The following is a 19,297-nucleotide window of genomic DNA, read 5'->3' on the forward strand; positions in this document are numbered from 1 at the left end:
CGCTATAAATGCGATCTGATATTTCGTATAGTCATACCATTACCAGGTAGATTAAGTGCACAGTCCATGGCTAGACATAAGCCTAACCCCTATTCCGATGATTCCTATGATCAGGCTGCTATCAATCTCCGACTTGCATTGTCTGTATTAGGGGAGCATCGTTTGCCCAGCTCGCCCGTTAATTTCCGGCTTGCTTATGATCTTATCGACGGCAGAAGCCACAGCTTAAATGATCAGTTTAAGGCGGTGCTCGCTTCAGAGCATACAGATCTCAATGAAGCGTTATGGGATCTGTATCGTAAGTTTTATATACAGGATGAAGAGGCGCTGGAGCTTATCAGAGCTGAGCTGCAGGGAATTTTAACCGGTGTGGTTAATGAGTGTGGCTTTGCCCGGGGAGAGTTATTGGCATACTCCGGTCGCTTAAACATACTGGCAGATCTGATGAATGCTGATGCAAACTCTGAGCTAACACTGACAGCCGTTAAAGATGCTATCAAAGATGCTCAGGAAGTAGCAGAAACTCAACAGCAGTTGGGGTCTCAGCTTACCGATGTACTGAAAGAGGTTCGTGAGATCCGTAAGGTGATCAATGAGGTTCGGGAGGAGTCTCATATAGATCCGTTGACTGGCGTTTCTAATCGCCGGGCATTTGATTTTGCTTTAGACCATCAGATTGATGAAGCAACAGATCAGAGTGAACCGCTCTCTTTACTGTTATGCGATATCGATAACTTCAAAAAATTCAACGACGATTATGGTCATCTTGTCGGCGATAAAGTACTGCAATTTGTGGCTAAACAGTTGAAGAGATCAATCAAGGGGCGGGACTTTGTCTGCCGTTTTGGCGGAGAAGAGTTTGCCATAATTCTGCCGCAAACACCGCTTAAAAGCGCTGTAATTGTGGCTGATCAGCTTAGATTGGCGATCAGTAAGAGTCGCTTGAAACGTGCCAACTCAGATGAAGTCTACGGCCATGTAACACTCTCGTTCGGTGTTGCAGAGCTGAGACCCGATGAAGCTCGCAATGATCTGATTGACCGGGCTGACCGGGGCCTCTATCAGGCCAAGAAAAATGGTCGCAACCGGGTAGAGATGATCACGGATTAAAAGCTCCACGATCTCTACTAGCGTTTGTATACCAGCCGGTTATTCACATCACGACTCTGTTTAATAAGCTCTCTATGGTCTATCGCATTGCTTTGTTTCGCCATGCGATCATAGAGGAGTACATTGACGGTTGCTGCCAGGTTCATGCAACCGATGGTAGGAACATAGACCACTGCATCGGCCAGATCGACAACCGACTGATCAATTGATCCATCTTCCGGACCAAAGATGTACAGCGCATCCTCAGGGTGAGTGAACTCGGGCAGAGGTATCGCTCCTTCGGCCAGCTCGACACACACCAGTTTCCGGCTTTCTCCCATCAGTTCTGTTAATGCATTAATGGAACTCAGAGGGATCTGCTGGCTGATATTACGGGTATCCAGGTGATACTTAGCGGCTCTCTCAAACCGGGTGCCGGTGTAATAAATGGCTGAAGCACCATAGCAACCCGCTGCGCGCATCACTGCACCAACATTGGAAGGGCTTTTCGGGTTGCACAAGGCGATGGCAGCTGAGCCAGTTTCAGACACAATAGAGTCCTTTGATTCAGGATGTTTTGAGATCCTATGCTTTTATTCGGCAGGAGTTTAACAAAATGCGTGAAAATTTACCTTTTAAAGATCTCATACAGATTGTGAAGTGTAGTTTGCTTACTCAACTGTTTTCGCTAACTGTTCTAGCAGGGCAGATCTGTCGATCAGTTGCTGGAAGCGCTCTTTATTATCGGTCAGTACAACATTATTCGCACCCGTAAGACGCAATATGGCCTGCACTTTTGTTTGCGTATTATATTCAGGGGAATCAATGAGGGATGTTGTCGATAGTCCCGATCCCAGTAATTCTTCAACCATCTGGCCATTTAACCAGCGTGACCGTTCCCACATTTGAACAGGCTCCCCGAAAGAAACCCACTCATTTTCTGATTCCGGTGGGGGATATGCTGATTGTTGTATCTCATCAATGTATTTTCGTATTAACTCAGATAGCTGCTGGGAGTTTGATACTGCAAGTTCAGCCAGTTCAAAAGGCTGTGCTGAGGTTTTAGGATCAGGAGCGATGTCGGCATATAGTTTGATAAACGCAGATTCAAACCAGGGGTAATGCTTTGCAAGCGATGTGAATATGCCAGAAGGCGTTGCCGTGCCTACCAGACATCTGCTAATTCCATTCCGGGTTTCAACAAATACAAAAGACTTTAAGTCACTCACCCTTCCAAGAATCAGAGCAAAAATATATAAACGGGAGGAGAGCCATTTATCGCCTTCACCCAGATCAATAATGGCATAATCGGCATCTTGTGTAGCCGCCAGCTGTTTAAACAGTTCGTGTGATGCGCTATCGAAAAGCTTAGTAGGAGTGAGCTGCCTGACATCGAAATCTGCGACTGAGCTCGGAGTCATTTCAGGTAAAGCGGACAGCTCAATAGCATAATCACCATAGGATAACTTAGTGATACGTTTACCCATCTGCTCAACTAAAGTGGAGAGAGGTTTTTGCATTGCGAATAATGATGTTCCAACGACAAAAGGCCATGCGATCGCATTTAAAATATCAGCTATTGCTTTCCAGTCTATAGCCATACTTCACCTCTTTATTTTCAATCCCTGTTTGAAGCTTTGCTCAATAGCTCATTCAGGGATCGAATAGCGGGATTGCAGTTGATAGGCTTCAGTGGTTTGCGCATGATTGCAAACAACCGTTTTAATTCAGTGTAGTTATCAACTGCAATTCTGTGAAATATGCACTGTAAATAGTGTTTTAACACTGTCAATAATTTCGCTAGGAGTGCTAGCCAAAAATAGACCAGCCGGTGTGCTGTACCAGGTTCTCCAGCGCTTCGGTGCCCAGTTTACTGTTGCCAACCTCATCCAGACCCGGTGACCATACCGCGATCGATGCCTTACCCGGCGCTATCGCCAAAATACCACCGCCAACACCACTCTTGCCGGGCAGACCTACCCGGAAGGCGAATTCGCCTGAGCCATCATAGTGACCGCACATCAGCATCAACGAGTTAATTCGGCGGGCGCGCAGGGCCGAAACCACCCGGGTTCCGGACACCGGGTTGCGGCCATTATCGACAAGAAACAGTCCTGAGCGGGCCAGCTGTTCTGTATTCATCGCAATGGAGCAGTGGTGGAAATAGGTGCCTAAAACCCAATCGACCGGGTTCTTCATCCGCCCAAATGATGCCATAAAGTGAGCCAGAGAGGCATTTCGATCACCGGTGACCAGTTCTGACTGCGCCACTTTTTCATCGATACCGATACTGTCATCATCCGCAATAAAACGAACAAATTGAAGAATCTCGCCCAGTGTTTCTTTTGGCTGGTGACCCTTCAGAATGGCATCGGCGATAGCAATAGCACCGGCATTGATAAATGGATTACGGGGCTTACCGTTTTCATGTTCCAGCTGCACGATGGAATTAAACGGATCGCCTGAGGGTTCACGTCCAACCCGGGACCATACCGCGTCACCGAGTTTGCCCAGAGCGATCGTCAGGGTAAATACTTTGGAGATACTCTGTATCGAAAACAGCCGTTCGCTGTGTCCCGAACTGAATACCCGTCCATCTGCCAGCGCCACGGTAATGGCGAACTGGTTAGGATCAATACAGGCCAGTTGCGGAATATAATCCGCTACCTTGCCGCGTTCTTTACTCGCGCCGATTGTGGCGACGATCTCATCTAAAATATCTTGCACCGTAATTCTCCTATCGACGCCGTGAACGTCCCGCTTGCTTTCCTCGGCCAGTTCGACTCGATCCTCTCCGACTACCGCTCTTCTTCTTCGACGGGGAGAAATCCTGATCCAGATTGGGTTCATATCCGGGTAACCACTGTTGCATCAGCGGAGTGTCGAGAATTTTATGAACTTCATCAAGCAACCATGTTTCATCAGCACTTAACAATGTGATTGCCAAGCCCGTTTCGCCCGCTCTGCCGGTGCGGCCGATACGGTGGATATAATCTTCAGCATTATGCGGCAGCTCATAGTTGATCACATATTTCAGTTGTTGAATATCTAAACCACGGGATGCGACATCGGTGGCCACCAACACCCGGATGGTGCCATTCTTAAATCCTTCAAGCGCCCGTTCGCGCGCTCCCTGAGACTTATCGCCATGTATCGCTTCGGTTTTTAAACCGTCTTTACACATCTCTTTCGCCAGGTCATCGGCACCTTGTTTGGTGCGGGTAAACACCAGCACCTGTTGCCAGTTATTGGCACCGATAAGGTATGAGGTGATCTCACGTTTACGCTGTTTATCCACCTCATAGGCGATCTGTTTAACCTGGCTGGCGGCGGTATTACGCTCGTCTACTTCGATCAGGATCGGGCTGTTCAGCAGCTGTTGGCTGAGTTTGAATATGGCATCATCAAAGGTAGCGGAAAACAGCAGTGTCTGGCGGCTATCCGGTACTGAGCGCAAAATCCGTTTGATATCATCGATAAAACCCATATCCAGCATCCGGTCGGCTTCATCCAGCACAAAGAACGCCAACTGGCTCAGGACGATTGCCTCGCGGGAGAGCAGATCAATCAGCCGGCCTGGCGTTGCCACCAGTATATCAACCCCCTGTTCGATAGCCTCCAGCTGGGGGTTGATGCTGACGCCGCCATAGGCGATCACAGTGTGCAGTGGCAGATATTGACCGTAGCGCCTGAAGCTCTGTCCCACCTGCTGCGCCAGTTCCCGGGTGGGTGTCAGAATCAGCGCTTTAACCACCGGTGCAGGTGTCTTCCTGTCTCCCAGTGCATGCAGAATGGGTAGGGCAAACGCGGCGGTTTTCCCGGTGCCGGTCTGCGCGCCCGCCATCAGATCCTGATGTTTTAAAACAGCGGGAATCGCTTCCTTTTGAATCGGGGTGGGCTGGTGATAGCCTTTTTCTTCGACGGCCTGCAGCAGAGCGGGGTGTAAACCAAATGATGCGAAACTCATGACCTGTGCCTTAACGTTTAAACAGGCGCGAGTTTAGCAGATCGGTTATCGATTTGCGGCTGAAAAATAGGGCAGAGTATAAAGCTGGAAAAAACAGGCCAGAATGGAGTCACACTGGCCGGCTAGCAGTTACAGATAGCTGAACAGAACCCCCAGGGTTTGGTGAACCTTATTCACCCAGACTTTACTTCGTTGCCGTTCCATAATGCCGAGGTGTTCGACTTCGCTGTCTTTCAGGTTCGCTGCTGCCCAGAAACTCAGTCCAAGTTTTTCGATCTTCTGCATGGTGGAGGTGTGCAGAGCGGGGATATAGAACTGGTAGAGCGGCATGCTCTCCCGGTCTGAGTTCTGCAGCTGGGGCAGCGCTTCAATATTGGAGAAGTCGCTGCCTCGGCCCTGATTCTTAGCGACCAGAACGGTAAACTGATCATTATATTTCGTAAGAAAGTTATCCAGCAGTTTGACTGAATCGGGCCCGCTGTCGACGGCATACCAGTATGCCAGCTTGATACCCATCTCTTCACACATCTCGATGACACCGTTTTCCTCAATCCAGCGATCGAGGAAACGCTCACTTTGTGCCGGCAGGTCGATTAGAATATTGCAATCGTTCTCTAGCGCCAGCTCCATGATCTGGTCAATACTTTCAAAGTGATCCAGGTTGATGGGGCGGGTATAATCCTGGTAGTAGCGACTCAGGGTCGGGTGGGACTGATCTGCATCCAGGCCAATATAGGGCATGGCGTTATCCAGAAAATATTGTGATAGCAGGCGCGACAGTACCGATTTGCCAACCCCACCTTTTTCGCCACCGACAAAGTGAATCATACTCATGAATTGTTTACCTGTAATGATCGTTTGTGAAAACCTGCAGTATAAAATGCGCTAATGAAAAATGTATTTCAACCTATTGTATTGATAGTTGTTTTTTTTCTGCTAAAAACGTTGACGTTGCACTAAATCAGGGCGTGCAGGCTGCCTTTTCCGGTTTCTGGACAATAAAGTACGCATGCAATTCGGGGTGCTGGTCAAACTCCAGGTGGCGGCAGATACAATCTGAGGCGTCAATCACTTTCAGGAATCCGGGGATGCCTAAGGTGGAGTAATAAACTTCAGGCCCCATAAAACTATCGGTATTCTCGTCAGGATTATCGGTGGCACCGCAGGAAAAAATACACACGCCTCCGGGGTTAAGGCCATTAAACAGTTTGCTCAGGAGCGCTTCCTGTTGTTCAAGAGGAACGTGCCAGATGCTGTCCCAGGCGGTGATAAAATCATAGCTTTGCGGCAGCACCCACTGACAGATATCCTGATGGTGAAAGCGGATCTGCGGATGGCGTTGTCGGGCCAGCCTGATCATCTCATCTGAGATATCCACGCCTTCAATTGCGAAGCCTTTTTCCAGCAGCAGATCGATAAATCTACCGGTACAGCCGCAACCCACATCTAACGCTGTTCGCTGCTGTTGCGTGAAGGCAATCGCCCGCTCATGTTGGGCAATACCATTTGTACGGTTGAACTTATCGCTTTGCCACAGATGAGTGATGCCGTTGTAAGCCTGGCCAATCTCTTTGGGAGTCATGTTTTTCTTCATGAAACTGAGTGCTAATGATAATTATCAGAGTGATTATTGAGTTGATCGCCGAAGAAAAAAACTTTTTCTACACGCGCGCTCCGCCAGATTCTGTCAGGGTTACTATGGACTATTTCTACCGGTATTAATACACCGATTGCACCATCCATTAACCGCCCTGGCCGTTTGGTTCTACAGGCAAAAGGTCAGCAAAGATAAAGTTATCACGGGTAACAATTTCTCCAATACTGATCTCTATTTTGCTGCGGAACATGGGGCCATTTCGCAGTCTAAAAACGGAATGGGTACCTGATACAGGCTATCGCAGTTTTACCGAAGCGAAACGTTCGATCATCGACTACATTGTTGGGTATTACAGTCCGATCAGACCGCACTCATTTAACGGAATGAGGTCGCCAGATCGAGCAGAAAAGGCATATTGGAAAACTTATGAACTGTGGCTAGTTTTAGTTGACCACTACAAACCAATCTAATCAGAGATGCCTAAAGAAATTATCTTTTCGTAGATAGTTTTCTTAACCCCTGAATCTTTGTATGCACCCGCCAGATCTGACATAAGACCAGCATCAAACAAGGCGGCATCAGCCTCTGTAAATGAAAGATTCTCTTTTTGGTCGGCATCAAAAATTTTGCTTATTTTCTTAACCAGATGCCTATTAGCTTTTTGATTCTCACTATATGACTTACGGGTAAGGTAATATGTATTGCCTGCCAATCGCCCCTGGTATTCAGCATCACTTTTCGATTTCTTGTTTTCCCCGACATAAGAAATTGATTCGTTTCTTGTCATCCGACCTTCAGTTAACCATGCAGTCAACTGTTCTTTAAAAGTATTCGTTGCAGATGAAACATATTGCATGTCAGGGATAAGACAGATAGCTGTATTGTTAATACTAAAGACCTTTTGAATTTGCCCTCCTTCCATATGGAACAAATACAGCGTATCACTCAGCCTGAAGTCATTATCTATGGTGTGGATTACGTTCGCCAAAGCAGGAGCAGAAGAGAGAGCAGATGTAAGAGTCCCAGCATAACTTGAATGTTCTGAATAACGCATTAAGTAAGGTACGATACCGCCCACTTTTGCCTTTATGAATTTGTCATCAAAAATTATCTCTGGACGACTAAACGTCATCTCATCTTTGAGTGCTATCTTATAGAGCATCATAGAGAAGTTTGATGTAGGAGACTTCGTTTGACCTTTATGCTTCCAGCTTAAAGATCCCATAACAAGAAGCTCTATTTCTTTATCACATTGAACACCTTCTGCTTCAATTTTCCGACTAAAGGTGTCCTGGCAGATCCAACGCTTTGCTAAATTCTCAATTACAACTCTAACAAGCTCATGCCCACTACCAGCTATGGCTGTATGCGATAAGAATTGAACAGATGAAGGTGATCCTTTTCTGAGAGATTCTTTCTTGAAGCGACCATAATCATCAAGACCATCATCATTGGAAGATGATTTCCAATAATGGTCTTCATCAGGCATTACACCAATAACAAGATCTAGGTGGCTGAAGCATGTCCCGTATTCGAATTCCTTTAACCCGAATCCATAAGGGCTGCCATCAAAGAAGCTGGCAAGGTTCTCCCTCAAAAAATCGCCAATATATTCGCGCTGATTCTGGAGAGACGTATCAACTGTGTAACAAATTTCAATGACATTATTGTTTAAAACGATCTCTGAAAGATCCATTCCCAATGGGTATTGGGTCAAAGAACGTGATTGCTGATATTCTGACTTGATAGCAATTTCTTTGTAGTTCTCAAACCTTTCCCGTCTAAAGGCGATACCTGCGTCTTTCAGCAGGGCTTCAAGAAGGCCATTCCACATAACTTCATTGATCATGCGGGTATTTAATTGCTTCGCTACATTTTCTTGAATCTTGCTAGGGTCTTGGGACAACGCTAATCCAAGGTAGTGCTTGTAAGGTAGTTTTTTGGAGTCCTTGAAGCTTTTCAGTTTTAGATCGGTTGTATCGAACCAGGTTAATCCTGTTTCAGCATTTGAGAATCTCAGAGATTCTAATCGCTTTTTTGCATCTAACGATGTTTGTGGGTTACGAACATACAGCACAATTTGATTATCAGAATCCTGGACTTGTGCCAGCTCAACCTTAAAAAGGGTCTTATCCCAAGAGTAATATAGTTTTTCTCTGGCAAAACTGAGAAGAGCATACTCATCCAGATCTGATGCCTTAATGCTTGTCAGTTCATGACGTATCCCATAAACAGCTAGGCACATCCTAAGAAGAGGTAAGCTGAATCTGAATGTCAGCTCGTTACAACGTTGTGGGATAGCTCTTTTAAATGAATTTAAACGCCTATGGTAAGTTGGCAGTTTATCTTCTGAGATGAAGTTATTGCCGAAGGTGATGCTAATCCCATGAGCTTTTCCATCATTGATAAAAAACGAAACACACCCAATGTTTGAAACTAAATCTTGAGTGTTTTCACTCATGCTACGGATCTCATCCTGTACCTTGGCCTTTAACAAGGCTGTAGCAGTCTTATAATCACTACAAGGCACTGAAACTGGCAGTACCAAAAGGTTAAGGCTAGTAGAATTCTCAATAAGCCAATCAATCAGATTGGCGTTGAAGTTACCTACATCTTGAATGGCAATGTTATTTTGAAAGTATGACTTAGACATTGCTTTACATCCCCGCAAAGTGATCAGCTAGGTAAGCCGCAATAGTTTGTGGCTTATCCAGTGCAGATAATAGAAACAAGTTCTTGCTTTGAGTGGTGGCTTTAAGGCCTACGTTAGAATCACTCCGATCAACTGTATTAATAGCTATCAGGTGAACATCGTAACCCTCAAATACGGACTCTATCGTTTTAAGATGGCTTGCCAGTTTGTATAGGAGTACTTCGTTACGTTTGGCATCTTCAGGTGTTCGAATCATATGATAGCCAATAGAGGCATAATGTTTGGCATCCAGAGCCAGAACTTTATTGCCTTGAACAATGAAGTTATCGGCCCATTCATAACAGGCCCTGGCCTGGTCTGAATTCTTACGATTCAAATGCTTATTTTCAGGATTCCTGGAAAGAATCTCGATCACTGATTTCAGTACATATTCGCCATAGTTACCTGCCAAGTCAGGAATAAACCAAGAGCATGGATACATAAATCCATCTGGCACTCTTGTTACATAAGGATTTTGCAGGTTCTGGCTTTTAATAGACAATGACTGTTCAAAGTCAGCAGCATGTTCAAGCAGTCCAATTAGACGTTTTTTAGAGATTTTTTGGTTAAAATTCTTTGGTTCAAAGTCATGAATCTCTACAGGACTCTTAACAAAGAGCGTGAGAATGAATTTTGCCATTTGATCCTGGATAGGCTCAGGCAATTTAACCAATGCTTCTTTCAGCTCAACTAAATAAGATTCTGCGCCTTCAGTCCAAGGAAGTTCAGACCTGAACACTTCATAGAAATCAATCAGTTTGCTAACAGTTTCTGGCTTGTAAGTGGATTCACTTGGATTTCTGAGATCCTGATGAGCTTGTAGCATTATAGACTTACCATTATCAAAGATTCTGTGCTCTGGTGATTTCTTGCTAGTTTGCTCTGATGATTCGCTTGAGTCTTCAGAATGATAATCAATCTGATCAATGATGGAGTTTGCCAGGGTGCCATTTGCATAGGACATGCTTCCAACGACACGGTCAATCTCTTCATCATTAAGATTGCTGATAACTGCTGTAATACCATCTTTAAGGACATCATATGCTTCAGGACAAAGATAGATGTTCTGAGATTGGGATGCATTGGTACGCTCTATACGACCAATACCTTGTTGGAGCGTACTGAAGATAGAAAGGTGGTGCTGCTCATCAAAATACTCAAATGCCTCCTGATCTGTGTTCCGTGTGGCCAGGTCTACCTGGTCACTCATAAACAGCTCTTCAGGATTATCATGCCCTTTACGTGCAAGATACTCGATATAGTAATAATAGAGATCGCATTCAGTGAAATAGCGCTTTTGCGCTTGTACGCGATTTAATGAGTCCTCAACGATAGGCTGGTTAACCTCTGAATAGAATGGAGCTGCGCAAATGTATAAATGATCCAGATCTTTTGGTTCAAGCTTCAACTCTTTCGAGGAGGTTTGTTGCTCGTTCCCATGTGCGAACATGTGCCCCTGAGGATCATCTTTACTGGAGATCTTAGCTTTTGGAGGTGCAACTTTGTCCACAATTAAGTTTATCCCCCTGGCAGCGGAGACATAAGCACTGACGATGATGACATTGTTCCCATGAGCACTTGAGAGCAAGTAATCCATAGGATTAAAGTTCGGTGAGCTTGCCTCTTTTACAGGGTCTTGAGGCCTGCTATTCGGTAATAATAGCTTCTTCAGCTTGTACTCATCTGAGTGTGGATTGTATATGGCGGTCTTGAGAATCTTCTTCAGAGCTTTTTCAAAAGGAGATGAATAACATACGACAATCGTATTTGATGTTCCGTGCTCCTTATTAAATGGACTACTTACCCCCCAGCGGTTCGCATTGTTAGCGTGGTTTGTAATTTGAAATACCCCATAGCCTGTGGCTTGATCTGTGTTGTCGGTGGAGGGCCGATGATTAAGATAGGGAGTGATGAAGTAGGGACTGCCATTTACACTGACTGAGTGGATTTGAGCAGCATACGTTAAGGCTCTCAGTACGTTCTTATGCGTTTGAGCCAGGGCCAGAGCGAAGGTAGGAGACTGTGAGTCATTCTCCAATGCCTTACTTATGGCAATCATGACATTATCCAACTCTTTATGCTTGTGCTTGTTCATAGCAGCGAGCTGGGCAATATTTGAGCTTATAGAATCAATACTATCAGAACGGATTTTTTTAATTAGATAGCCGATCTCTGACATCAGGGATTTTCTGAAGCTTGGCTCATCCAACTCAATTAGGAGCTGAGAATTAATGTTCTTAAACTCAGCCCTTTCGTTCTGCTTGATGTTAGTAAGCAAGTAATCTTCCTTGCTCATTTCAACAAAAACGGCCTTCGTTCCTTCTAAAAGCTTTCTAAGTGCCACCAGAGAAAAAGCTGAGATATGGTTGTTCTCGAAGCCACCTGTTGCACTCATTACGAAAATGCCGTTGATTCTCTTTTCGTTGTCCACAAGATCAACCAGGTATTTCTCTGCTGATTGAGACCTGAAGGACGTTGGAAAAGCGACGTGATGAAGACCGTTCTTAATGGGATAGTTGCTGTTTTCAATCTGAACCATGCCATAGATCGTGTGACCTTTCTTATAGCTGAAATCCATATCAATTGGCGTAGACACAGCTGAAGAAAAGGATTTCACATCATCGTTAACCAGGGCCGCAATCTCTTTACCATCAGAGAATGCTTCGGAGAATAAATCATTGGTGATTCGATGAGTAATCCTAATGGATGCTTTAGCAGCATCTGTATGCAGGGGAAGGTCACTGTTTCCATCCTGGCGGAATGGCGCACCCACCCCTGAGAAAGGAGCCGATTCACTGTAGTACTTGTTCATCAGCTTTTGGAATTTGGTCTTATCATTTTCTGCAATACATTCATTGAAGCTGAGTGATTGATTAATATCACTGGACTCTCCCCCAATACCTTTAAGTATCAGTCGAAAATACAAATAACACTCTGAAATCAGCAGCATGAAGTAGGAAAGAGGAAGAGAAGGGAAAGGAATATCTTTCGCACGATCAGCTTCAGTAATTCTGAATGAATTGCCCATGCTTACAACGATAAAATTATCGATGTTTTTTGAGCCTGTGAAGCCATACATTTCCCCACCAAAAGCCGCTGTCGTATTGAAAACCTGGGCATCAACTGACTGTTCTACAGTACAGTACGGAGCTGTGAGTGCGTTTTTCAGGAAGCTATTAATTTTTTCCATGATCTCAGAAGGATCACTTTCACCATTAAGATGTTTCCACTCACAGTTGATCAATGACTGGTATATCTTGCCCCTGGCTTTTAGAAGAGCCTCTTTTGAAAGCATACGAGGCACTGAGTCGTCGTTATAGATGTCTCTGAAAATATCCACCAGCGAGCGCTCAGGCTGTCTTTCGACCAGCTGTGACAAGAAGGTGTGTGACTCATTTAGAAGCACATCACCCACCTCTTTACTGAATGCTCCTATCGCTTGGATCAGCTCTGCATCTTCTACATTCCGTGATAATTCTTTCGAGATTACCTCCTTAGATGCATCTGATTCATCAATAAAGAAGGTGTAGTTAGCACAGAAGATTTTCGAAAGAACGTTATCTGTATGACTAACAACAGTATTCGTATCACTAGCATTATCGAATATTTCAGCTGCTTTAGTGTTTATTGAACTTCGATCAGACACAATCTCACGTATATCGACAGGCCTGTTGCCCCATCGAATTATGTTTTTTGTCTTCATAATTCTAGGGGCCAAAACACTGTGCTTAGTCATGAACTTTTTAATCGTCATGGCCAAGATAAAGAAACGACTGTCTGATGTCTGAATATGTAAGAATGGATGGAAAGATGAGCTAACTTCACGGAACTTCTTATAAGACTGATCAGATAGATTTTCCTTTAGACTCTTTCGAAAAGGCTCATTGGTATAAGAATGTTTAGTTAGGAGAACCAGAGATGACGTAATCTTTTCCATCGCTTTAACGATGCGATCTTTTGATCGATTAGCCTCTTCTTCATTTTCCTGCTCTTTAATGAAAGTCAGATCTTCATCGATATCATCAGAAATATTTGATTTAGGGCTATCTTCATCAGCCTGGAACTTTGATCCTTTACCCTGCTCTTGCTCTATTCGGCCAATTTGGTACCGAATCGTTTTAAGTTTTAATGCCAAATCAATAGGGTTAGTTGAGTCGCTACGGTCTATGGCACGATCTATGGTTGTGCAAATTTTAATCAGGTCGTTATAAAGGTTGTTTAGCTTATCTGTAGGCGTCTTGATCAAGTCCTTAGCGATATCATAGGAGTTCATCTCCTGCTCAATGTTAGACAGTGCCATTGCCGATATCGGCCTGACCTTAACCACATCGCATCCAGCGTCCTGAAGCTTTTTGACTATTCTGTCATCAAACGAAATCTGGTTATGTTGGGGGGCTGTATAGAAAAAGATGTGAGGTGTTTCATCCCCTTTCTCTGTTTTGGATTTGACGAACTCAAGCGCAGCAAAGATCGCAGACCAACTCTTACCTAGACCTGTCCCTGAACTCACACTTTTGACAAAGGATATCGACTCATTCAGTGGTTTTAGGTACACGTCAGCCAAGCTGGTCGTCTTCTTTTTAAGAACCATTCCATTTCTCCCAGGCATAGCTATGCCTCACGATTTTTCTCGTGGAAAAAATTATTCATTTAATCAAATATGCTTAATAAACTGATCTGCACGTCGCTCAGGATCGCCCAGCCCAAATGTAAATATAGTGTCGGCTTTATTAAGTGTCAATAGTATTGATTTATAAGTTAATATCTCACCTTAATTCTAAAACGACTATTACGGTTGTTGCCTGGATTCTCGTTATATCACTTGTCATACCAGCTTTTCAGCAATGTAAATATGTGTGAGATCGAATCTCAATCTCAACTTACATCATCAGGTGAGTTAATCGACGGGTGAAATATAATGGTTGTATATCGTATCTATGCGATATATGTTTCGCCTTATCACAATTGATAAATATAGCCGCTAATTATGTTAATCATAAAACAGTAACAAGGAATCAGATGAGCTCTGCTGAACTCGATGAAATGATCAAAGCCCTGTCACACCCGGTTCGCAGGGATATATTGAACTGGCTGAAGCAACCCGAACGGTTCTTTGCAGATCAGCAGCACCCTCTGAGTTTTGGTGTCTGTGCCGGTATGATCGATCAGAAGGCCGGCTTGTCTCAGTCTACTATTTCAGCCCATCTGGCAACCCTGCAACGTGCTGGTTTTATCAGCAGCAAGAAAGTAGGGCAGTGGAATTTTTTCACGCGCAATGAAGCGGTGATTCAGCAATTTCTCACCCGCTTGAACGAGCAACTATAAGCGCAAGCATTAACAGGAGGTACCGATGCCAACCCTATTTGATTCTCTGACCCTGGGTGATCTTACCCTGAAAAACCGTATTGTCATGGCGCCTTTAACCCGTTGCCGGGCTGATGAAGGCCGGGTGCCAAATGGGTTAATGGCAAAATATTATGCTCAGCGAAGTAGTGCGGGTCTGATTCTGACTGAAGCAACCTCCGTCACGCCGATGGGAGTCGGTTATCCTGATACCCCCGGCATCTGGTCTGATGAACAGGTGGAGGGCTGGAAACAGGTAACCGATGCGGTACACCAGGCCGGAGGTCTGATCTTTCTTCAGTTATGGCATGTCGGCCGTATCTCTGATCCTGTGTACCTGAACGGTGAACTGCCCGTTGCCCCCAGTGCAGTAAAACCCGAAGGCAATGTTAGCCTGGTGCGCCCCAAAAAAGCGTATGTTGAGCCCCGGGCACTGGCCCTGGATGAGATCAAAGAGATTGTCGAAGCCTACCGTCAGGGCGCGGTTAATGCCAGGGCTGCAGGTTTTGATGGTGTACATATTCACGGTGCCAACGGCTATCTGCTGGACCAGTTTCTGCAGGATAAAACGAATCTGCGTGATGATGAGTATGGAGGCTCGCTGGAAAACCGTGCCCGTCTGATGCTGGAGGTGACCGACGCCTGTATTGGTGTCTGGGGTAAAGATCGGGTTGCTGTACATCTGGCTCCCCGGATGGATGCCCACGATATGGGCGACTCTAATCCACGGGAGACCTTTGGTTATGTCGCCTCTGAACTGGGTAAGCGGGGTATCGCATTTATCTCAACCCGCGAGATGGAGGGTGACGACAGTCTGACGCCCTATTTAAAGCAGTTGTTTGGTGGCCCGGTGATCGCTAATGAGAAGTTCACCAAAGCGCAGGCGAATCAGTGGCTGGCGGAAGGTAAAGCGGATGCCGTTGCATTTGGGATTCCCTTTATTGCTAACCCTGATCTGCCAACACGACTGCAACAGGATGCTGAACTGAATCCACCTCGTTTCGAACTGTTCTACGGTCCGGGGGCTGAGGGGTATACCGATTATCCCGCGCTTGGCTAACAGGTCAGTCGTAGTGAAAACGCCTGCTATGTGCAGGCGTTTTGCTGTCAGGCGGGTAACTGACTGTCCTATTGTACCCCGACCTGGGGTATAGTGTGCTCCGGTTAAAATAGTGTCACTTTCTGTCTCACCGAAAAGATAAAACAGCGTTATGGAAAATAATATTCTGGCTTCAATCCAGTGGCTGCAACTGTTTGGCAGTACTCCTCTGGAGATTATTGCCACTGTCAGTGCCATTCTTGGGGTGGTTCTGATTGCACGGCAAAATATTCTCGGCTGGCCGCTGGGTATTCTCTGGGCGTCTATCTCCGCCTGGCTGGCGATAACCGAATGGCAACTGGTGTCTGATGGCATCCTCTATCTTTCCTATATTCCCATTCAGCTGTACTGCTGGATGGTGTGGATCAAACGAGGGGCTGCAGTAGAGCAGGGGGCGTTTGTGCCACAATGGTTATCGCAGAGACAGCAACAGTTACTGGTTGTTATCGTTGTACTTGCTATTCTCGGGTGGGGGCTGAGTATCTCTCTGCTGGCTGAAAAGGTTAGCTGGATCCCCCAGCCTTCGCTGTTATGGCTGGATTCAGTGACCACCGTGTTAAGTTTTTTTGCTCAGTTTCTTCAGGCCCGTAAACGGATGGAAAACTGGGTCGGCTGGTGCATTGTGAATGTGCTGGGTATCTACATCTACTGGATTAAAGCAGCGCCGATCTATTCATTTCAATACGCCATCTTTTTGGGACTGGGGATCTATGGCTGGATTCAATGGCAGAGGTCGCAACGGTTCGCGCTTGCTGTCGCTGGAAATAGTTAGTGCGGATTGTGATAACGGGGGCGGAGTCGTCCGGTAAAAGCACGCTGACTGAACATCTGGCCAGACTGTTGAATCTGCCCTTTGCCCTTGAGTATGCTCGTTATTATCTTGAGCAGCATGGCCCGGCGTATGATCTTGGGTTGCTGAGCCGTTTGAGTGTGATGCATCAGCAATATCAGCAGCGTGAAGTGAGTTGCGCTACTCCGCTGGGGATTTTTGATACGGATCTGATCAACTATAAGATCTGGGCTGAAGAGGTGTTTGGTTGCTGTCCACCGATTATCAGTGCCGGGATCGCTCAGGAGTCATCCCATGTGTATCTGGTATGTAAACCTGATCTGCCCTGGGAACCAGATCCCCTGCGGCAAAACCCGGATGACCGGGAGCGGCTCTATGAGCGTCATCTGTTGGAGATTCAGCGGCTCAATCGTCCCTTTGAAATAGTTGAAGGCAGGGGTGAGCAGCGGTTGGTCAATGCGGAAGTGGCTGTCAGGCGTCTTATCGGTCAGTAAATCACGTGCTTACAGGCATAAAAAAACGCACCGGGGTGCGTTTTTAAACGTTATCTGACTGAATCAGAAATCAAACTTAGATGCCGTGTAAATCTGGAATGCTTTTTCCCAGATTTCGCCAACTTCACCGTTGCCGACAGGCTTGCCGTCCAGTTTAGTCACCGGCGCTATCTCTTTCGAAGAGGAGGTGATCCACAGTTCATCTGCGTTGCGCACTTCATCCATGGTTACGGTACGCTCTTCAATTTTCAGAGAGCCGTCCGCTTTGATGCTGTCGATGATGATGCGACGGGTGATACCTGGCAGGATCTGGTTGTCCTGAATCGGTGTGATGATGACGCCATCCTTTACGATGAAAGCGTTGCAGGAGCTGCCTTCAGTTAACTCGCCTTTGGCATTGTACAGCAGCGCTTCGTCGTTGCCGGTAGAGTAACCTTCCTGAAAGTGGATAACGTTACCCAGCAGCGCGGTCGATTTGATGTGACAACGCTGCCAGCGCAGATCTTCAGTTGAGATCATGCTGTACTGATGCACCCTGGTACGATCAACCGGTTCAGGGTCTTTGATACCAAAGGTAAAGCAGAAAATTGTTGGTTCTACACCTTCCGGGTAAGCGTGGTAACGCTTAGTGTCTGTGCCACGGGAAACGTGAACGTAGACCCCCAGGTTTTCGCCCTGATCGCTGTTTTTGGCGATCAGATCGTCCAGCAGGGTTTTCCACTCGTCTGCAGTGTGGTTGTTTTTGATCTCAATGGCAGCCAGACCATTGATCATACGGTTGATATGAGGCATCAGACCTACAGATTTACCGTTGTAGTATGGAATAACTTCGTAGATACCGTCACCAAACAGGAAGCCGCGATCCAGTGGGGAGATGCGGGCTTCTTCTAGTGGCAGGTATTCGCCATTCAGGTAAGCAATGCTCATATTAACCTTCCTTAAACGTATTATGGACCCTGCCGACAAGCTGTCACAGGTGATATACCAATGACAGTATAGTTGTATTGCTAGGGTCCGAATTAATTAACACGGGGGGCCGCAAAAAAAATCCTCAATCGATCTGAGGGCAGTTCCCGGGTCATGAGATTGTGCCGTTAACCAGGCCGGGCTTATGGCTATGGGCTGATAATTAACGACAATCTTACTTTTTGAGTTGATCGCAGTTTCTTAGAAAAGTGGAATAGTTGCAATAGCTGGAAAAAGATAAGAATAATAATCTGATATAGTATGAATTTCAGGGTTTAATATTGATATTTCTCTATTTTTAGCGATAAATCCTGCGGTTAATATGGGGTGGGTTACCTCTCCATCCTGCTCTTATGTGCGCCTGATAATGATTTCCCGGCCACTTTTAGCCAATAGCTGGGGCAGAATTCTGTCATCATCCAGTCGCCAGCAGGCGCAAAATGCCAGTTCCGGCGGTTGGGGACCGGGGCTGAATATTGTCAGTCGTCCCTGCTGCAGATGAGTACGGAGCACCGGTTCGGGCAGCAGTGCTACGCCTGCCCCTTCAAGCGTGAGAGTCAACAGGTTTGCCACCGAACTGCAGGTATGAAATACCGGTGTTTCCTCCAGCGGCCGGAACAGTTGCTGGAGGTAATCCCAGGGGCGGGTGTCCCGGGGAAAACTGAGGATCGGGGAGCGTCCCAGCTCGGCGATGCTACTGACCGGGTTATCAGCCAGCCTCTGAGGGGTCGCAACCCAGTGCTGAGGATAGCTGCACAGCGGTTCTGTCACCAGTTCTGGCAGGTTGCTGTGCCCCGCAACCATCAGCGCCAGATCGAGTTCGTGCTCCTGTAGCTGACGCATCAGCGTCAGCGTGACATCGCTGATCAGCTCGAATGACATCAGCGGGTGTTGTTGCTGCCAGTGCTGTAAAAGGGGGGCCAGATAGAGGTGTGCCAGCGTGTCTGTGATACCGATCCGCAGGGTTCCCTTCTGTGGGTTTTCATCGCAGATCTGCTGTTTCATCTCCTGACTGATTGCCAGAAGTTTCTCTGCGTAAGGCAGAAGCTGAACGCCCCGGGCGGAGAGCCGGGTGCCACTCTTATCCCGGATAAACAGCTGTGCTCCCAGTTCCTCTTCCAGGGCATGGATTCGGGCTGAGATCGCCGGTTGAGTGGCATGCAGCTGCTGGGCTGCGGCATGAAAACTTCCCAGGCGGGCTACTTTGACAAAGGTGTTAAGGTTTCTCAGACGCATAGTTGCAGGGCTCAGCAGATATTG

At 46.3% G+C, this 19,297-nt stretch carries 15 protein-coding genes and 1 pseudogene; 6 read left to right on the forward strand and 10 right to left on the reverse strand.

What is annotated here, in order from left to right; translation table 11 throughout:
* The first annotated feature begins 66 nt into the window (after positions 1–66).
* Positions 67–1,110: a GGDEF domain-containing protein gene (locus OCU43_RS08440; protein WP_091353394.1), complete on the forward strand. Its 1,044-nt coding sequence runs from the start codon at positions 67–69 to the stop codon at positions 1,108–1,110.
* A 17-nt stretch (positions 1,111–1,127) separates the two neighbouring features.
* Here the strand turns inward: OCU43_RS08440 and OCU43_RS08445 are convergent, their stop codons facing one another.
* From OCU43_RS08445 to OCU43_RS08470, 6 genes are all read right to left on the reverse strand, one after another.
* Positions 1,128–1,640 carry an RNA methyltransferase gene (locus tag OCU43_RS08445; protein WP_091353396.1) on the reverse strand — a complete coding sequence of 171 codons (513 nt, stop codon included), beginning with the start codon at positions 1,638–1,640 and terminating at the stop codon, positions 1,128–1,130.
* Between the two features lie 120 nt (positions 1,641–1,760).
* A complete protein-coding gene (locus OCU43_RS08450) occupies positions 1,761–2,690 on the reverse strand; it encodes a hypothetical protein (protein ID WP_091353398.1) in 930 nt (309 codons plus the stop codon).
* A gap of 208 nt (positions 2,691–2,898) precedes the next feature.
* Positions 2,899–3,816, reverse strand: a complete 918-nt coding sequence (locus OCU43_RS08455; protein WP_091353401.1) for a glutaminase — start codon at positions 3,814–3,816, stop codon at positions 2,899–2,901.
* A 10-nt stretch (positions 3,817–3,826) separates the two neighbouring features.
* Positions 3,827–5,056, reverse strand: coding sequence for a DEAD/DEAH box helicase (locus tag OCU43_RS08460; protein WP_091353404.1), 1,230 nt, complete (start codon positions 5,054–5,056; stop codon positions 3,827–3,829).
* A gap of 129 nt (positions 5,057–5,185) precedes the next feature.
* Positions 5,186–5,890 carry a P-loop NTPase family protein gene (locus tag OCU43_RS08465; RefSeq protein WP_091353407.1) on the reverse strand — a complete coding sequence of 235 codons (705 nt, stop codon included), beginning with the start codon at positions 5,888–5,890 and terminating at the stop codon, positions 5,186–5,188.
* Between the two features lie 127 nt (positions 5,891–6,017).
* The gene (locus OCU43_RS08470; protein ID WP_091353409.1) at positions 6,018–6,638 is read right to left on the reverse strand and encodes a class I SAM-dependent methyltransferase; all 621 of its coding nucleotides are present in this window, start codon (positions 6,636–6,638) and stop codon (positions 6,018–6,020) included.
* 272 nt (positions 6,639–6,910) lie between these two features.
* Here OCU43_RS08470 and OCU43_RS08475 point away from each other — a divergent pair.
* A pseudogene (locus tag OCU43_RS08475) lies at positions 6,911–7,123 on the forward strand (hypothetical protein); the annotation flags it as partial.
* Here OCU43_RS08475 and OCU43_RS08480 read toward each other — a convergent pair.
* Both OCU43_RS08480 and OCU43_RS08485 read right to left on the reverse strand, forming a co-directional pair.
* Positions 7,120–9,306 (reverse strand): hypothetical protein, encoded by a 2,187-nt coding sequence (locus OCU43_RS08480; RefSeq protein WP_091353412.1) that lies wholly within the window; start codon positions 9,304–9,306, stop codon positions 7,120–7,122. The pseudogene OCU43_RS08475 and the gene OCU43_RS08480 sit on opposite strands and share 4 nt — an antisense overlap.
* 4 nt (positions 9,307–9,310) lie before the next feature.
* Positions 9,311–13,936: a hypothetical protein gene (locus tag OCU43_RS08485; protein WP_091353414.1), complete on the reverse strand. Its 4,626-nt coding sequence runs from the start codon at positions 13,934–13,936 to the stop codon at positions 9,311–9,313.
* A gap of 428 nt (positions 13,937–14,364) precedes the next feature.
* Between OCU43_RS08485 and OCU43_RS08490 the strand changes: the two genes are divergently transcribed.
* The 4 genes from OCU43_RS08490 (at position 14,365) to OCU43_RS08505 (ending at position 17,071) form a co-directional block, all read left to right on the forward strand.
* A complete protein-coding gene (locus OCU43_RS08490; protein WP_091353417.1) occupies positions 14,365–14,670 on the forward strand; it encodes an ArsR/SmtB family transcription factor in 306 nt (101 codons plus the stop codon).
* A gap of 25 nt (positions 14,671–14,695) precedes the next feature.
* The gene (locus tag OCU43_RS08495; RefSeq protein ID WP_091353419.1) at positions 14,696–15,748 is read left to right on the forward strand and encodes an alkene reductase; all 1,053 of its coding nucleotides are present in this window, start codon (positions 14,696–14,698) and stop codon (positions 15,746–15,748) included.
* Positions 15,749–15,899: 151 nt separating this feature from the next.
* Positions 15,900–16,559, forward strand: coding sequence for a nicotinamide riboside transporter PnuC (gene pnuC / locus OCU43_RS08500; RefSeq protein ID WP_091353422.1), 660 nt, complete (start codon positions 15,900–15,902; stop codon positions 16,557–16,559).
* The gene (locus OCU43_RS08505) at positions 16,559–17,071 is read left to right on the forward strand and encodes an AAA family ATPase (RefSeq protein WP_091353424.1); all 513 of its coding nucleotides are present in this window, start codon (positions 16,559–16,561) and stop codon (positions 17,069–17,071) included. Before pnuC ends, OCU43_RS08505 begins: the two co-directional genes overlap by 1 nt.
* A 63-nt stretch (positions 17,072–17,134) precedes the next feature.
* Here OCU43_RS08505 and OCU43_RS08510 read toward each other — a convergent pair whose 3' ends face one another.
* A complete protein-coding gene (locus tag OCU43_RS08510) occupies positions 17,135–17,998 on the reverse strand; it encodes an aminotransferase class IV (protein WP_091353427.1) in 864 nt (287 codons plus the stop codon).
* A 390-nt stretch (positions 17,999–18,388) separates the two neighbouring features.
* Entirely contained in the window at positions 18,389–19,273 is an 885-nt protein-coding gene (locus OCU43_RS08515) for a LysR family transcriptional regulator (RefSeq protein ID WP_091353429.1), read from the reverse strand.
* Positions 19,274–19,297 lie beyond the last annotated feature (24 nt).

The sequence above is a fragment of the Amphritea atlantica genome (genome assembly GCF_024347255.1).
Taxonomy (GTDB): Bacteria; Pseudomonadota; Gammaproteobacteria; order Pseudomonadales; family Balneatricaceae; genus Amphritea; species Amphritea atlantica.

What these genes read in the sequence shown, in the direction of transcription:
- OCU43_RS08450 (WP_091353398.1), bottom strand. Translation starts at nt 2,690, where the DNA reads ATGGCTATAGACTGGAAAGCAATAGCTGATATTTTAAATGCGATCGCA.
- OCU43_RS08460 (WP_091353404.1), bottom strand. Translation starts at nt 5,056, where the DNA reads ATGAGTTTCGCATCATTTGGTTTACACCCCGCTCTGCTGCAGGCCGTC.
- OCU43_RS08485 (WP_091353414.1), bottom strand. Translation starts at nt 13,936, where the DNA reads ATGGTTCTTAAAAAGAAGACGACCAGCTTGGCTGACGTGTACCTAAAA.
- OCU43_RS08495 (WP_091353419.1), top strand. Translation starts at nt 14,696, where the DNA reads ATGCCAACCCTATTTGATTCTCTGACCCTGGGTGATCTTACCCTGAAA.
- OCU43_RS08465 (WP_091353407.1), bottom strand. Translation starts at nt 5,890, where the DNA reads ATGAGTATGATTCACTTTGTCGGTGGCGAAAAAGGTGGGGTTGGCAAA.
- OCU43_RS08480 (WP_091353412.1), bottom strand. Translation starts at nt 9,306, where the DNA reads ATGTCTAAGTCATACTTTCAAAATAACATTGCCATTCAAGATGTAGGT.
- OCU43_RS08470 (WP_091353409.1), bottom strand. Translation starts at nt 6,638, where the DNA reads ATGACTCCCAAAGAGATTGGCCAGGCTTACAACGGCATCACTCATCTG.
- OCU43_RS08510 (WP_091353427.1), bottom strand. Translation starts at nt 17,998, where the DNA reads ATGAGCATTGCTTACCTGAATGGCGAATACCTGCCACTAGAAGAAGCC.
- OCU43_RS08515 (WP_091353429.1), bottom strand. Translation starts at nt 19,273, where the DNA reads ATGCGTCTGAGAAACCTTAACACCTTTGTCAAAGTAGCCCGCCTGGGA.
- OCU43_RS08490 (WP_091353417.1), top strand. Translation starts at nt 14,365, where the DNA reads ATGAGCTCTGCTGAACTCGATGAAATGATCAAAGCCCTGTCACACCCG.
- OCU43_RS08440 (WP_091353394.1), top strand. Translation starts at nt 67, where the DNA reads ATGGCTAGACATAAGCCTAACCCCTATTCCGATGATTCCTATGATCAG.
- pnuC (WP_091353422.1), top strand. Translation starts at nt 15,900, where the DNA reads ATGGAAAATAATATTCTGGCTTCAATCCAGTGGCTGCAACTGTTTGGC.